We start from the raw sequence: 14,167 nt of genomic DNA on the forward strand, positions 1-14,167 counted from the left end.
GCCTTATTCAAAGGTCCAGACATATGAATTCACTTCTAACACCGGCTATGGCGGGGCTTTCCGCTGGTGGGGCTTACGCCATTTTGGGCGTATGCGCCATTTTCACCTATCGATTGGTGGCCGTTGTCAATTTCACCGGAGCCGCCGTGGGGGCATGCGGCGCCTTTATTATGGTTGCACTGGTGGAAATGGGCATGCCGCTTTTTCCCGCCGTGGTGCTGGGCATCGCCGCAGGGGCGCTGGCCGCTCTTTTTGTCGGCTTCATCACCACCATCTGGTTTTCCGGCGCAAATGGCTCGGTTAAAGCCGCGGTGACCGCTGCGCTGTTGGTGGGCTTTATCGCCCTTGGCCTGCGTCTGACTGGGGGACAACACCCGAAGCGCTTTCCAGACATTTTGCAGGGCGCGTGGTTGCGCTTGGCAGATGTGCAAATCACCAATGCATCGATCGCCGCCATTGGACTGGCGATAGTATTGACCATCGCCGCAGAGCAATTTTTAAACCGCACCCGCACTGGGTTAGAGCTGCGGGCCTTATCTGAACGGCCTATGGCTGCGGAATTGCTGGGCATTCGCGTGCGGCTGCTGGCGCTGATTGTCTGGGCCATTGCAGGGGCGGTGACCGCTTTCGCATTGATGTTGATCGCGCCGTTGCGCTCACCTGATTTCGCGTCTTTGAGTCTCTTGATCGTGCCTGCCCTCGCGGCGGCGCTGATTGGGGCATTCAAAAGCTTCCGCGCTGCACTGTTTGGCGGGCTGGCCATCGGAATTATTGAAGGGCTGGCCAGCGGATTGGTGGGTCTAAACCAATATCGCGCGGCAATTCCGTTCATCGTCATCTTACTTGTTCTTTTATGGTCGCAAAGGGAGGCTCGTTGGGATGAATCGCGCTAGTCTTCGCGCCGCTTTTTTCGCGGCTTTATCTATTCTCGTGGCCGGTGGCTTGGTGGTTGGGCTATTGCCAAATTATTGGGTTTATCTGATCACCGCCGTGTTTATCCTCGGCATCGCTTTGCAAAGCTTGGGCATTGTGACCGGACGGACCGGCATGATCTCGCTGTGCCAAATGTCATTCGCAGGCGTTGGCGCGTGGACAGTCGGTTATCTCAATTTTATCGACTTCCCGGGCGGTTTGCCGCTTTGGCTTTTGCTCGGTGGCCTTGCGGCCCTGCCATTCGGCATCATTATCGGCCTGCCCGCTTTGCGGCTGCGCGGCATCAATTTGGCAATTGTCACGCTGGGCTTTGCATCCGCCTTTGACGTTGTGCTCGCCACCATCACCTATCCGGGGCAGACCAATTTTAAAATGGTCGCCCGCCCGGCAGGCATGGAAGGCGATGTGGGCTATTTCATGTTTGTGATCATGATCTATGCGCTGATTGCCGTGGTGCTGGAATTCCTTAACAGGTCTCGCCTTGGTGCATCCTGGTTGGCGGTGCGCCATTCTGAACGGGCGGCGGCGGCGCATGGGGTGTCTATTCCCACAACCAAGCTGAGCGCTTTTGCGATTTCAGCCTTTATTGCTGGGGTCGCAGGCGGCTTGTTTGCAGGCTATTTGGGCACGCTGGTGGCAGAGAACTTCTCCATGATGCAATCGCTCACCTTGTTTGCGGTGGCCACCATGGCGGGCAGTCAATTTACCCTAGGTGCCATTATTGGCGGGGTGCTGGTCAGCTTATTTCCTGAGTTGTTGCGGCGGCTGAATGTGCCGCAGGATTTCGGAAGCGTGATCTTCGCCGCGGGTGCGGTGCAGGCACTTTCAACGGGTGAAAGCATCAGCGAAACCTTTATGCGTTTGGGTGGCAAAATAGTGCCGAAGGGCTTGTTTAAACGCGCCAAAGCAAAGACCCACAAACTACCCGCTGCCAAAACATTCGCCAAAGATGTACCCGCCTTGCAGGTGCAGGATGTGACCGTGCGGTACGGCAATGTGGTGGCGTCGAACAAAGTCAACTTAACGGTGCCCCACGGCAAAGTGGTCGGCTTGATCGGCCCGAACGGTGCGGGCAAATCCACACTTGTGGATGCCATAACGGGCTTTTTGCCAGACTACGAAGGTGATATTCGCTTGGGCGATAAAAGCCTCAATGGCGTTTCCGTTACCGAGCGGGCGCGTTTGGGCGTGCGCCGCACATGGCAAACCACCCGCATCGCGCCAGAGCTGCAAGTGGGCGAATATATGCGCCTTGCCGCAGGCAGCGACCTATCTGACGATGAAGTGGAAGCGGTGTTGGATTGGTTTAACTGTCCGCCAGCAAACACACCAATTGCCAGCATTGATGCCGGCACACGGCGCCTGCTTGATGTGGCGGGCATTGTTGCCGCCCGTCCACCTGTGATCTTGTTGGATGAACCAGCCGCAGGCCAGTCCTACGCCGAAGCGGTGCGCTTGGGCGAGCGAATTCGCCAAATCCCAGAAACATTCGGCTCCTCAGTTCTGCTGATTGAGCACGATATGGATTTGGTGCGGTCCGCTTGCGAAGAAGTGACGGTTTTAGATTTCGGTACGGTGATTGCCCACGGTGCACCCGCCAATGTGTTGGAAACACCGATTGTGCAAAAAGCCTATCTGGGCGTCGACCATGAATTGGAGGCAAGCGCATGAATGCTCTCGAACTGAACAAAGTGCACATCAAGCGCGGGGATATACCCATTGTGCATGGGGTAGATATTGTGGCGAAGCCCGGCGAAATCAGCGTGCTGCTAGGTGCCAATGGTGCGGGCAAAACCACAATACTGGAAGGCACTTCCGGCGTTATTCCTATTGCCAGTGGCGATATTGTGCTGGAGGGGGCGCAAATGTGCAAAGCCAGCGCGGGGCACCGTGCCCGGTCCGGCATCGCCCATGTGGAGCAGGGCCGCACCATCTTTGCTGAAATGAGCACTGAGGACAATTTGCGCGTGGGCCTGCACCCGGAAAGCGGGCTGGAACAAGCTTATGATTTGTTCCCAGAGCTGAAAACACGCGCCAATGTAAAGTCAGCAATGCTTTCGGGTGGCGAGCAGCAAATGCTGGTCATCGCCAGGGCGCTGCTGGGCAAACCCAAAGTGGTGTTGATCGACGAAATGTCTGCCGGGTTAGCCCCGGTGGTGGTGGCACGGTTGATGCAGGCTGTGCGCCTGTTGGCAGATCAAGGCCTTGCCGTGTTGCTGGTGGAACAATTCGCCAATCTTGCTTTAGATATTGGCGACCGCGCCTATGTGCTGCGGCGGGGTGAAGTGGTTTATGATGGCTCATGCGAAATTTTGCGCAATGACCCAGCCATGCTGCACCATCTCTATCTGGGCGATATGGAAAAAGACAGCGCCTAACCCCCATAAAAAAGCCCGGAAAGACCAAGTCTCTCCGGGCTGAAGTTTCCAGCAATGGTGTTGGGGGAAGACAAGCTGGAAAAATAATTAACGTGTGAAATATATTGACAGTTGGTGCTGGGATTTGCAACCCTGTTGGTCAACGCATGTAGGCCAATTTGCTGGGTTTGCAGGCTTTTGACGTGTCGATGCCGAACAAAGCAAATCTCGATGCACCAAGGGTCAAGCACAGCTTTTGAAATGGATGAGAAATGGCAGAACAAGCAACACAATCAGAACGGGCCCAAATTATCGACCAATTGCTGGAAGCAGAGCAGCAGCGTTTTGCGGATACCCATCCAAAATCGCAATCCCTGTGGGGTGAAGGGCGCAAGAACTATCTTTATGGCGGCCCGTCACACTGGATGCGGCGCTGGGCTGGCGGTTTTCCCATTTATGTCGACAGCGCCAAAGGCGCCGAAGTGCAGGATGTGGATGGCCGCACCTACACAGATTTTTGCTTGGGCGATACGGGCGGCATGTGTGGCCACGCGCCAGAGGCCGTAACCGAAGCCGCTTTGGCCCAACTCAAGCGCGGCACCACCACCATGCTGCCCACGGAAGACAGTATTTGGGTCGGGCAGGAATTGGCCCACCGGTTCGGCATGCCTTATTGGACCCTGACCACATCAGCCACCGACGCCAATCGTGGTGCCATCCGCTATTGCCGCATGGTGACGGGCCGCCAAAAAGTGTTGGTTTTTTCCGGCTGCTATCATGGCGGTGTGGAGGAGGCGCATGTGGAAATTCGCGACGGCAAAGTTGGCCTGCGCAATATGATCCACCCCAATGGCGTTGATCATTCAAAAGTGTCACATGTGGTGGAATTTAACGACCGGGAGGCGCTGGCGGAAGCGCTGGAAAGCGGCGAAATTGCTTGTGTGCTGATGGAACCGATGATGACCAATTTCGGCATGATCCCGGTGGCACCCGGCTTCAATGAATTTGTGCGCGAAAAAACGCGAGAAACCGGGACGATTTTGATCATTGATGAAACCCACACCATGTCCAGCGGCACAGGCGGTTTCACCAAAACCCACGGGTTGGAGCCCGACATCTTTGTGGCGGGCAAAGCCATCGCGGGGGGCATTCCGGCAGGCATTTTCGGCATCAGCGAAGAACTGGCACAGCGCATTTGGCAAGAAGTGCCACATGTGAACCCGAAGAAACGCCAGTCCGCCCATTTGGGTATCGGCGGCACCTTGGCGGGCAATGCCCTAACCGTGGCGACCATGAAAGCGGTGCTGTCCAATATCCTGACCGATGAGAATTTCGACAAAATGATCGCCAATGCGGAACGGCTGGCAAAGAGCGCGCGCAAACTGATCGAAAAGAACAATTTGCCCTGGCACGTGACCCAAGTGGGTGCGCGTGCGGAAATTATGTTTTCGCCGCAACCACCGCGCAATGGCGCAGACGTGATCGCAACCCGGCAAGGCGATTTGGAAGTGCTGTTGCACGCCTTCTATATGAATGAAGGGATTTTGGTGACCCCATTCCACACCATGTTTTTGATGTGTCCGGCCACCACGGCAGAGCAGGTGGATAAGCACACCGAAGTGTTTGCGAAATTCATCAGCCTGCTGCAAGAAAATGGAGTGGTCTGATGCCCTTTTCCTTAAAGGATAAAGTGGCCCTGATCACTGGGGCGGGGCGTGGCATTGGCGCTGCGATTACCACCCGCTTTGCTGAAGCAGGTGCGCAAGTGATTCTAGCCAACCGCACCTTGGATTATGCCGAGGAACTGGCGGTTACCCTCACAGCGGCGGGGCATAAAGCGCTGGCGCTGCCACTGGATGATCTATCGCGTGATGGATTGCATCATCTTGTGGGCAAAGCAGCAGCGGCTGCAAATGGGCAATTGGATATTGTGGTGCACAATGCAGGCGGTTGCCCGTGGGGCGATGTGGAAGAGCTAGACGAAGATCAGTTGGAATTGGTGCTCGATCTGAACCTCAAGTCCTGCTTTTGGCTTACGCAGGCCGCATTGCCTTTTCTGCGTAAATCAAATGCTGGACGGTTTTTGGTGACTTCATCCATCTCATCACGTCGCGCCTTTGGTGGCGGCACGCATTATTCAGCGGCGAAAGCGGGCGTGAATGCTTTTATCCGAGGCGCAGGCTTTGAGCTAGCGCGGGAGAACATCACCGTGAACGGCGTGGAGCCGGGCTTTATTGCCAAGCCCGGTCGTGGCCGCATGGGGCAGCCCGATGCAATGGCGGAATTGAGCAGGCATATCCCCATGGGCGCACTGGGCGAAGCCGACGATATTGCCCACGCCATGCTGTTTTTAGCGTCAGAAGAAGCGAAATATATCACCGGACAAACCATAATTGTGGATGGCGGCGCGAGCTTGCCGGAAACGGGTTACGCCGTGGAAGACCGATGGGGGCTATAATGAGTGCACTTAAAGGCAAACGCACCTTGATCACCGGGGCCGCCACTGGCATGGGCCGGGCCACCGCAGAACGATTTGCAAAAGAAGGGGCGGAACTGATTCTTTTCGGGTTGGGTGGCGAAGCGCTGGATGAAGTTGCTGCAAAAACAGATGGAGTGGCCGTGCATGGTGATGTGACGCAAAAGGTTGATATTCAAGCGGCGATAAAAGCCTGCGAGGGGCGGCTGGACATCTTAATCGGCGCGGCCGGCGTGATATTCGATGACGACCCGGAAACAATTGATGACGAGGTTTGGGACAAAACCTTTGCCGTCAACACCACTGGCGCCATGCGCATATGCCGTGCGGCGATCCCCTTGTTGAAAAAACAGGGCGGCGCCATCGTCAATATCGCCTCCGTCGCGGCGCAAAATAGCGGGCCCGGCATGGCCAGCTATGCAGCCAGCAAGTCGGCGCTGATCACCTATACAAAGTCGATTGCCAATGCCCATGGGCCTGATGGTATTCGCGCCAATGTGGTGCTGCCCGGTTGGGTGCGCACGCCCATGAGTGAAATGGAAATGGCACAATTGGCAAAGACACGCGGCACAAACCCAGAAGAAGAATTTGAAAAAATACGTCAAACCATCTGTTTGCGCCGGATTGCCGGGGCGGATGAGATTGCGGCCTGCTGCCTGTTTTTAGCCTCTGATGAGGCCAGCTTTATCAGCGGCACCCAATTGGTGGCCGATGGCGGTGGGCGCAAGAAATAGGGTGAGCTAAACCCTATTCTTCAACAAATTCTTCGAGCAGATCGAGAAGCTTTTCAATGCGCTCAACGCCATATTTTTCTTCTAGAGATTGATAGATGCGGCGTTGTTCTGGAGAGATGGCTTCAATAAAAGCTTTGCCGCTTTCGGTGACAGAAAGCACGGCGCGACGGCCATCATCATCGGCCCGGCGGCGCAGAATAAAGCCGCGATCTTCAAGCGTTTTGATGATGCGCGTCAGGCTCGGCGCCAACACGGAAGCACGGTTAGCCACTTCGGTGGCATCCAACGGGCCTTCTTCATCAACAACACGGAGCACCCGCCATTGTTGCTCGGTCACATTATGCGCAGCCAGCATTGGCCGAAAATGAGACATGACAGATTCGCGAGCACGCAACAGGGCCATTGGCAGTGAGCGGCGGGTACTTTGTGGAAACATATTTCTTTCCATCCGGCTTCAAAAAACTTGGCACCCTTTATTGCGGGATTGTTGAATTGGGGCAAGCCTTTTCCTTTGACGCTTGACAAGAGAGAAAAATATATTTAACACGTTAAACAATATTGGGACGGAGGCGACTATGCCGCATTTGAGCATAGAATACTCAGCCAACCTGGCTGATAAGATTGATATGAACGCACTTTGCCATGCGCTGCATGACGTGATGATCAATGCAGGGCCATTTGAAAAAGGCGGCGTGCGCGTGCGCGCTTTCCGCGCAGATCATTATGCCATTGCGGATTTGCATGCGGAAAATGCATTTGTCGATATCAATTTGCGCATTGGTCAAGGCCGCAGCCAAGAAGACAAAAAGCAAGTGGGCGAGGCACTGATCGCACGCGCCCAAGCCGAATTGGCATCGCTTTTTGAAACCGAACATTTTGCTCTTTCACTCGAAATTCGCGAAATTGACGCCGAATTAAGTTGGAAGCGCAACACCATCCATAAACGCATTCGAGCAACAGGATCTAACGCATGACCGACCTGAAGACCAATATTGAAAAGGCACAATCCTATTTAGAACGCTTTCGCAAAGAGGGTGTGTTGAACCATATTGCAGGGCAATCAGTTGCAGCAGATAGCGGTGAGCAGTTTGAAATTATCTCGCCGGTTGATCTGGAGCCGATTGCAAAGGTTGCGCGTGGCGGTGCGTCAGATATCGACAAGGCGGCAAAAGCGGCAAAAGCAAGCTTTGCGGAGTGGGCCGCGATGCCGGGCAAAGAACGCAAAAAGCTATTGCACCGCATTGCCGATGCGATTGAAGCGCGGGCCGAAGAAATCGCGTTTGTTGAAAGCATCGATACGGGCCAAGCCATCCGCTTCATGTCGAAAGCCGCTTTGCGCGGGGCGGAGAATTTCCGCTTTTTCGCGGATCGTGCGCCAATGGCCCGCGACGGTGAATCCTTGCGGGCCAACAATCAATTGAACATCACAGCACGTTCGCCGATTGGCCCAGTGGGGATCATCACCCCATGGAACACGCCGTTTATGCTGTCGACCTGGAAAATCGCCCCAGCGCTAGCGGCAGGCTGCACAATTGTGCACAAGCCTGCGGAATTTTCGCCACTCACCGCGCGCCTGTTGGTGGAAATTGCCGAAGAGGCAGGCCTGCCTAAAGGGGTGTGGAACCTAGTGAATGGCTTTGGCGAAGATGCAGGCAAGGCGCTGACTGAACATCCTGACATCAAGGCTGTGGGCTTTGTGGGCGAAAGCCGCACGGGCTCCATGATCATGAAGCAAGGCGCAGACACATTGAAGCGCTTCCACTTTGAATTGGGCGGCAAAAACCCAGTGGTGGTTTTTGATGATGCAGATTTGGACCGCGCCGCAGATGCAGCCGTGTTCATGATCTACTCACTGAACGGCGAGCGCTGCACCTCTTCATCGCGCTTGTTGGTGCAATCATCCATCTATGATGAGTTCACTGTCAAGGTGGCGGAGAAAGCCAAGAACATTAAAGTTGGGCACCCGCTTGACCCACAAACGGTGGTCGGCCCGTTGATCCACCCTGTGCACGAAAAGAAGGTGCTGGAATATCTTGAGATCGGCCCCAAGGAAGGCGCGACTGTTGCTGCTGGCGGCAAGAAGGCGGACGGGTTCACCAGCTGCTATGTGGAGCCAACATTGTTCACCAATGTCACCAACGATATGCGTATCGCCCGGGAAGAAATTTTTGGCCCCGTATTGAGCGCCATGAAATTTGACAGCGAAGAAGAAGCGCTGAGCATCGCCAACGATACAGAATATGGCCTCACAGGCTATGTGTGGACCTCAGATGTGACCCGCGCCTTGCGCTTCACCGATCAGCTCGAAGCGGGCATGATCTGGGTAAATTCAGAAAATGTACGCCATTTGCCATCGCCATTTGGCGGCGTGAAAAGTTCTGGCATCGGCCGCGATGGCGGCGATTGGTCTTTTGATTTCTATATGGAAACAAAGAACATCGCTTTTGCAACTACCGCGCATGCCATTCCAAAATTGGGTGGCTAAGCCTGCCCCACAAATAAGAATTGAGTTTGCGGTTTTAGGCCGCGTTGAGGAGATCCGTTAAAATGCCTGTACCCAAGAGTAATTTATATCCCGACTTCAACATTGTTCGCTTGTCTCATGTGGAATTTATGGTGACCGATTTGGCGGCCAGCAAAGCTTTTTATGCTGATACGCTTGGGTTGCAAATCTCTTATGAAGATAGCGAAACAGTGTTTTTGCGCGCATTGGAAGAACGCAATCATCATTGTATCATTCTGCGCAAAGGCCAGAAAGCTGAAGCCAATGTGTTGGGCTTTAAGGTCTATGATGAGCAGGATTTGGACAAGGCTGAAATCTATTTCAAAGAAAAGGGTCTGCCCACTGAATGGATTGAGCGCCCGCATCAGGGCCGCACATTGCGCACTCAGGATTTGCATGGCATCCCGCTGGAATTCTATGCGCGCATGAACCAGCTCGACCCAATCCATCAGCAATATAAGCTTTATAAAGGCGTGCGCCCCTTGCGCATTGACCACTTCAACTGCTTCTCCACCAATGTGGATGAAAGCGTGGCCTTTTATAATGATCTCGGCTTCCGTGTGACGGAATATACCGAAGATGAAGAGAGCAAAAAACTTTGGGCGGCGTGGATGCACCGCAAAGGTGGTGTGCACGACATGGCCTTCACCAATGGCCGTGGTCCCCGCTTGCACCATACGGCCTTTTGGGTGCCAAACCCGCTGGCCATCATCGACTTGCTCGATTTGATGTCCACCACTGGCTATCTCGAAAATATCGAACGTGGCCCGGGCCGTCACGGCATTTCAAATGCATTTTTCCTCTATATCCGCGACCCAGATGGTCACCGTATCGAGATCTATTGCTCGGACTATATGACCGTTGATCCAGACCTTGAGCCGATCAAATGGGATTTGAAAGATCCGCAGCGGCAAACCCTTTGGGGCGCACCCGCACCGCGCAGCTGGTTTGAGGAAGGCACGACCTTTGCCAATACCGAAATCAGCGACAGCCAATTGGCCGCGCAGCCTATTGTGGCGCCATAAAGCGAACCCACTGGCGTTGGGCGGGGCGAAGATAACGGCAAGGCGAGAACTTTTTGAGCACTGAGCCGTTGACCTTTTAACCCCATCCCAACGCCAAGAGGCGTTTGACTTGAACGGCTAACAAAGGAAAGCGACATGAAACTGAACGACCCCAAATTGCTCCGCGAAGCCCTGCCAGTTGCTGGTAAATGGATCGAAACCAGCGATGATATGCTGACGGTCAAAAACCCATCCACCGGCGACATTGTGGGCAAGCTGCCCAAAATTGGCGCTGAAGAAGTGGAAGAAGCGATTGCCGCTGCGGCCAAAGCGCAAAAGCAATGGGCCAAACGCACCGCAAAAGAGCGGGCACAGATTCTGCGTCGCTGGTTTGAATTGATGATGGAAAATCAGGATGACTTGGCGGCCATTTTGACCCTTGAGCAAGGCAAACCGCTTTCCGAAGCCAAAGGCGAAATAGCCTATGGCGCAAGCTTTATTGAATGGTTCGCCGAAGAGGCACGCCGCGTTTATGGCGATTTGATCCCGGCGCACCGCACCGATAGCCGCATCATGGTGATGAAGCAGCCCGTTGGCGTTGTGGCGGCCATCACACCGTGGAACTTCCCCAATGCGATGATCACCCGCAAAGCCGGACCAGCGCTCGCTGCAGGCTGTGCGATGGTGCTGAAACCCGCGTCGCAAACCCCGTTCTCAGCCATTGCATTGGCCGTGTTGGCGGAACGCGCCGGGTTGCCCATGGAATTGTTCTCCGTGGTCACCGGCTCTTCCAAAACCATTGGCGACACACTGACCGCCAGCGACGTGGTGCGTAAAATCACCTTTACTGGCTCCACGGAAGTGGGCGCCATGCTCTATGAGCAAAGTGCTCCAACCATCAAAAAACTCGGCTTGGAATTGGGCGGCAATGCGCCCTTTATCGTGTTCGACGATGCCAATGTGGATGACGCGGTGGACGGAGCAATCATCGCCAAGTTCCGCAATAATGGCCAGACATGTGTGTGCGCCAATCGGATTTATGTGCAAGCCAATATCTATAATGAATTTGCGCAAAAGCTGAAACAAGCATTGCAGAAACTGAAAACCGGGGATGGCTTTGAAGATAATGTGACTTTCGGGCCGCTGATCGATCAGGGCGCGGTTGAAAAGGTGGAAGAACATATTGCGGACGCCAAGCAAAAAGGTGCGGAAGTAACCTTGGGTGGCCAGCGCCACAGTCTTGGCGGCACCTTCTTTGAACCGACCATTATGACCGGCGTCACCCAAGATATGGCCGTGGCGACGGAAGAAACTTTCGGTCCCGTTGCGCCGCTATTCAAGTTCGAGAGCGAAGCCGATGTGGTGCACATGGCAAATGACACTGAATTTGGCCTTGCCTCCTATTTCTACGCCAATGATTTGAGCCGGGTTTGGCGCGTCGCTGAAGAATTGGAATATGGCATGGTGGGCGTGAACACTGGGCTGATCTCCACTGCGGAAGCGCCGTTTGGTGGCGTCAAACATTCCGGGTTGGGTCGTGAAGGTTCGCACTATGGCTTGGATGAATTTTTAGAACTCAAATATGTCTGCCTCGGCGGCATCAAGGTAAATGAGGAATAATATGACCAATCGGGCGCGCATCGCCACATTTAAGCGCAACAACAAGCTGGGCTACGGGGCCATCACCGACACAGGCGTGGTGGACCTTTCTGCCCGCTTTGGCTCCAAATATGCTGGGTTGCGCGAAGTGATCGAAGCGGGCGCGCTGCCCGAATTGGTTGAGGCCGCAAAAGGCCAGCCCTGCGATTTTGGTTTGGATGAGATTTCCTATGAAATTCCTATCCAAAACCCCGAGAAATTGATTTGCGTGGGCGTTAACTTCCCTAACCGAAATGAAGAATATAAGGACGGGCAAGAGGCACCGCCAAACCCGTCACTTTTCATCCGGTTCCCACGCTCCTTCACTGGCCATGACCAAGCTTTGGTCCGCCCCCACGCCTCGCCACAATTGGATTATGAAGGCGAGATCGTGTTGGTGATCGGCAAAGGCGGGCGGCACATTGCTGAAGAAGAGGCGTTGGACCATGTGGCGGCCTTGACCTTGTGCAATGAAGGCACCATTCGCGATTGGGTGCGCCATGCCAAATTCAACGTGACCCAAGGCAAAAACTTCGACGATACAGGCTCCATCGGTCCATGGTTGGTGCCGTTTGAAGGCGAAGAGCAATTGGCCGATGTGCGCCTCACCACAAAGGTGAATGGCGAAGTCCGTCAGGATGATCGCACCTCACGCATGATTTTCAGCTTTAGAAAATTGATCAATTATATTTCGACCTTCACCACCTTGGTGCCCGGCGACGTGATCGTGACCGGCACACCAACAGGCGCAGGCGCGCGGCTTGATCCACCCCAATGGCTGAAGCCCGGTGATGTGATCGAAGTGGAAGCTGAAGGCATTGGCCTGTTGCGCAACACAGTGCGGGATGAGGACTAAAATGATCAGTGATGATGATGCCAAAAAGCTGGCGGAAGAACTGCACAATGCCGAAGAAACGCGGCAGCAAATTCCGCTGATCTCTAAGCGGTTTCCGGAGGCAGAACTGGCCGATGCCTATAAGGTGCAAGATGCCTGGGTGGCCCATAAATATGGGTTGGGGCGTCAACGCATTGGCTGGAAAATTGGCCTCACGTCAAAAGCCATGCAGGCGGCATTGAACATCACCACACCCGATTCCGGCGTGTTGTTTGACGATATGGCATTTGAAGATGGCGCGACGGTGCCAAAAGATCGCTTTATCCAACCGCGCATTGAAGCGGAAATTGCATTCGTACTGAAAGCACCGCTTAAGGGCGACAAGGTCACCATGTTCGATGTGCTGAACGCCACGGATTATGTGATCCCGTCACTGGAGATTTTGGACACGCGGGTCGTGCGGAAAGATGCAGACACAGGCCAGATGCGCACCATTGTCGACACGGTATCAGATAATGCGGCGAATGCCGGGCTGGTACTGGGTGGCCGTGCTATGCGGGTTGATGAGGTAGATTTGCGCTGGATTGGCGCCATCGTGCAGCGCAATGGCGTGGTGGAAGAAACCGGCCTTGGCGCAGGTGTGCTGAACCACCCGGCCATGGGCATTGTGTGGCTGGTGAAGCGGCTGGCGCAATTTGACATTGGCTTGGCACCCGGCGAGATTGTGCTTTCCGGCTCTTTCATCCGCCCCGTGGAAACCAGCCACGGCGACACCATTATGGCAGACTTCGGCCCCTTGGGCACCGTCAGTACCTATTTCGAATAAGGAACATCACAATGCCAGCACCCACCAACAAATTTAAAGCCGCCATCCTAAAAGGCGAAAAGCAGATCGGGCTGTGGATGGGCCTCGCCAATGCCTATACGGCTGAAATTTGTGCCGGGGCTGGCTTTGACTGGCTGGTGATCGATGGCGAACATGCGCCCAATGATCTGCAATCTATTCTGGGTCAACTGCAAGCTTTGTCCAACTATCCGGTGAACCCTGTGGTGCGGGTGCCAATTGGCGAAACCTGGTTGATCAAGCAAGTGCTGGACCTTGGCGCGCAAACGATTTTGGTGCCGATGGTGGAAAGCGCTAAACAGGCCGAAGAGCTGGTGCGCGCGATTAAATATCCCCCCGCTGGCGTGCGCGGCGTTGGCGCAGCGCTGGCCCGGGCATCGCAGTTCAACCGCATTGGCGATTATCTGCAAACAGCCAATGATCAAACCTGCCTGATTGTACAGGTGGAAAGCCAAGTGGGCGTTCAGGCGATCGAAGAGATCGGTCAGGTCGAGGGCGTGGATGGCATTTTTATCGGGCCTGCTGATTTGGCAGCAGATATGGGCAATCTGGGCCGCCCCGGCGAGCAGGTGGTGAAAGACGCGGTGCTTGATGGCATTGCAAGAATTGTCGCCACAGGCAAAGCCGCAGGCATTTTGAGCGCGGACAAGGCTTTTGCGCGCGCGTGTTTAGACCAAGGCGCGAGCTTTGTTGCGGTTGGCACAGACGTAACTCTGTTCTCAGGTGCCACCAGCAAATTGGCTGAAGAATTCACTGGTGCGGGCCACGCTGCACCTGCAGGTGACAAGACCTACTAATTTTCTAAAGCAAGGCCCTGCCCATCAGATGAGCAGGGCAAACTTG

General features: G+C 54.6%; 14 protein-coding genes. 13 read left to right on the plus strand and 1 reads right to left on the minus strand.

Going from position 1 to position 14,167, the window contains the following annotated elements; all coding sequences use genetic code 11:
• Positions 1-23 precede the first annotated feature (23 nt).
• The 6 genes from ATL17_RS15505 (at position 24) to ATL17_RS15530 (ending at position 6,500) form a co-directional block, all read left to right on the plus strand.
• Positions 24-893 carry a branched-chain amino acid ABC transporter permease gene (locus tag ATL17_RS15505; RefSeq protein ID WP_133573719.1) on the plus strand — a complete coding sequence of 290 codons (870 nt, stop codon included), beginning with the start codon at positions 24-26 and terminating at the stop codon, positions 891-893.
• Entirely contained in the window at positions 880-2,604 is a 1,725-nt protein-coding gene (locus ATL17_RS15510) for a branched-chain amino acid ABC transporter ATP-binding protein/permease (protein WP_133573720.1), read from the plus strand. The genes ATL17_RS15505 and ATL17_RS15510 overlap by 14 nt, the downstream gene beginning before the upstream one ends.
• Positions 2,601-3,311 carry an ABC transporter ATP-binding protein gene (locus tag ATL17_RS15515; protein ID WP_133573721.1) on the plus strand — a complete coding sequence of 237 codons (711 nt, stop codon included), beginning with the start codon at positions 2,601-2,603 and terminating at the stop codon, positions 3,309-3,311. Before ATL17_RS15510 ends, ATL17_RS15515 begins: the two co-directional genes overlap by 4 nt.
• A 251-nt stretch (positions 3,312-3,562) precedes the next feature.
• Positions 3,563-4,957 (plus strand): transaminase, encoded by a 1,395-nt coding sequence (locus ATL17_RS15520; RefSeq protein ID WP_133573722.1) that lies wholly within the window; start codon positions 3,563-3,565, stop codon positions 4,955-4,957.
• Entirely contained in the window at positions 4,957-5,748 is a 792-nt protein-coding gene (locus tag ATL17_RS15525) for an SDR family oxidoreductase (RefSeq protein ID WP_133573723.1), read from the plus strand. The genes ATL17_RS15520 and ATL17_RS15525 overlap by 1 nt, the downstream gene beginning before the upstream one ends.
• Entirely contained in the window at positions 5,748-6,500 is a 753-nt protein-coding gene (locus tag ATL17_RS15530) for an SDR family NAD(P)-dependent oxidoreductase (protein ID WP_166639064.1), read from the plus strand. Before ATL17_RS15525 ends, ATL17_RS15530 begins: the two co-directional genes overlap by 1 nt.
• Before the next feature lie 13 nt (positions 6,501-6,513).
• Here ATL17_RS15530 and hpaR read toward each other — a convergent pair whose 3' ends face one another.
• Entirely contained in the window at positions 6,514-6,936 is a 423-nt protein-coding gene (gene hpaR, locus ATL17_RS15535) for a homoprotocatechuate degradation operon regulator HpaR (RefSeq protein WP_133573725.1), read from the minus strand.
• 139 nt (positions 6,937-7,075) lie between these two features.
• On the opposite strand from hpaR, the gene ATL17_RS15540 reads away from it, so the two are divergent.
• From ATL17_RS15540 to hpaI, 7 genes are all read left to right on the plus strand, one after another.
• On the plus strand, positions 7,076-7,474 hold the full coding sequence (locus ATL17_RS15540) for a 5-carboxymethyl-2-hydroxymuconate Delta-isomerase (RefSeq protein WP_133573726.1): 399 nt from the start codon (positions 7,076-7,078) through the stop codon (positions 7,472-7,474).
• Entirely contained in the window at positions 7,471-8,985 is a 1,515-nt protein-coding gene (gene hpaE, locus ATL17_RS15545; protein ID WP_133573727.1) for a 5-carboxymethyl-2-hydroxymuconate semialdehyde dehydrogenase, read from the plus strand. The genes ATL17_RS15540 and hpaE overlap by 4 nt, the downstream gene beginning before the upstream one ends.
• A 62-nt stretch (positions 8,986-9,047) precedes the next feature.
• The gene (gene hpaD / locus ATL17_RS15550; protein ID WP_133573728.1) at positions 9,048-10,028 is read left to right on the plus strand and encodes a 3,4-dihydroxyphenylacetate 2,3-dioxygenase; all 981 of its coding nucleotides are present in this window, start codon (positions 9,048-9,050) and stop codon (positions 10,026-10,028) included.
• Positions 10,029-10,163: 135 nt separating this feature from the next.
• Entirely contained in the window at positions 10,164-11,627 is a 1,464-nt protein-coding gene (locus ATL17_RS15555) for an NAD-dependent succinate-semialdehyde dehydrogenase (protein WP_133573729.1), read from the plus strand.
• Position 11,628: 1 nt separating this feature from the next.
• A complete protein-coding gene (locus ATL17_RS15560; protein WP_133573730.1) occupies positions 11,629-12,501 on the plus strand; it encodes a fumarylacetoacetate hydrolase family protein in 873 nt (290 codons plus the stop codon).
• Between the two features lies 1 nt (position 12,502).
• Complete coding sequence (gene hpaH, locus ATL17_RS15565; protein ID WP_133573731.1) at positions 12,503-13,306, plus strand: 2-oxo-hept-4-ene-1,7-dioate hydratase; 804 nt, start codon at positions 12,503-12,505, stop codon at positions 13,304-13,306.
• Between the two features lie 11 nt (positions 13,307-13,317).
• Positions 13,318-14,121 (plus strand): 4-hydroxy-2-oxoheptanedioate aldolase, encoded by an 804-nt coding sequence (gene hpaI, locus ATL17_RS15570; RefSeq protein ID WP_133573732.1) that lies wholly within the window; start codon positions 13,318-13,320, stop codon positions 14,119-14,121.
• The last annotated feature ends 46 nt before the right edge of the window (positions 14,122-14,167 follow it).

Origin of the sequence: Maritalea mobilis (assembly GCF_004363175.1) — a bacterium.
GTDB classification, from domain to species: Bacteria; Pseudomonadota; Alphaproteobacteria; order Rhizobiales; family Devosiaceae; genus Maritalea; species Maritalea mobilis.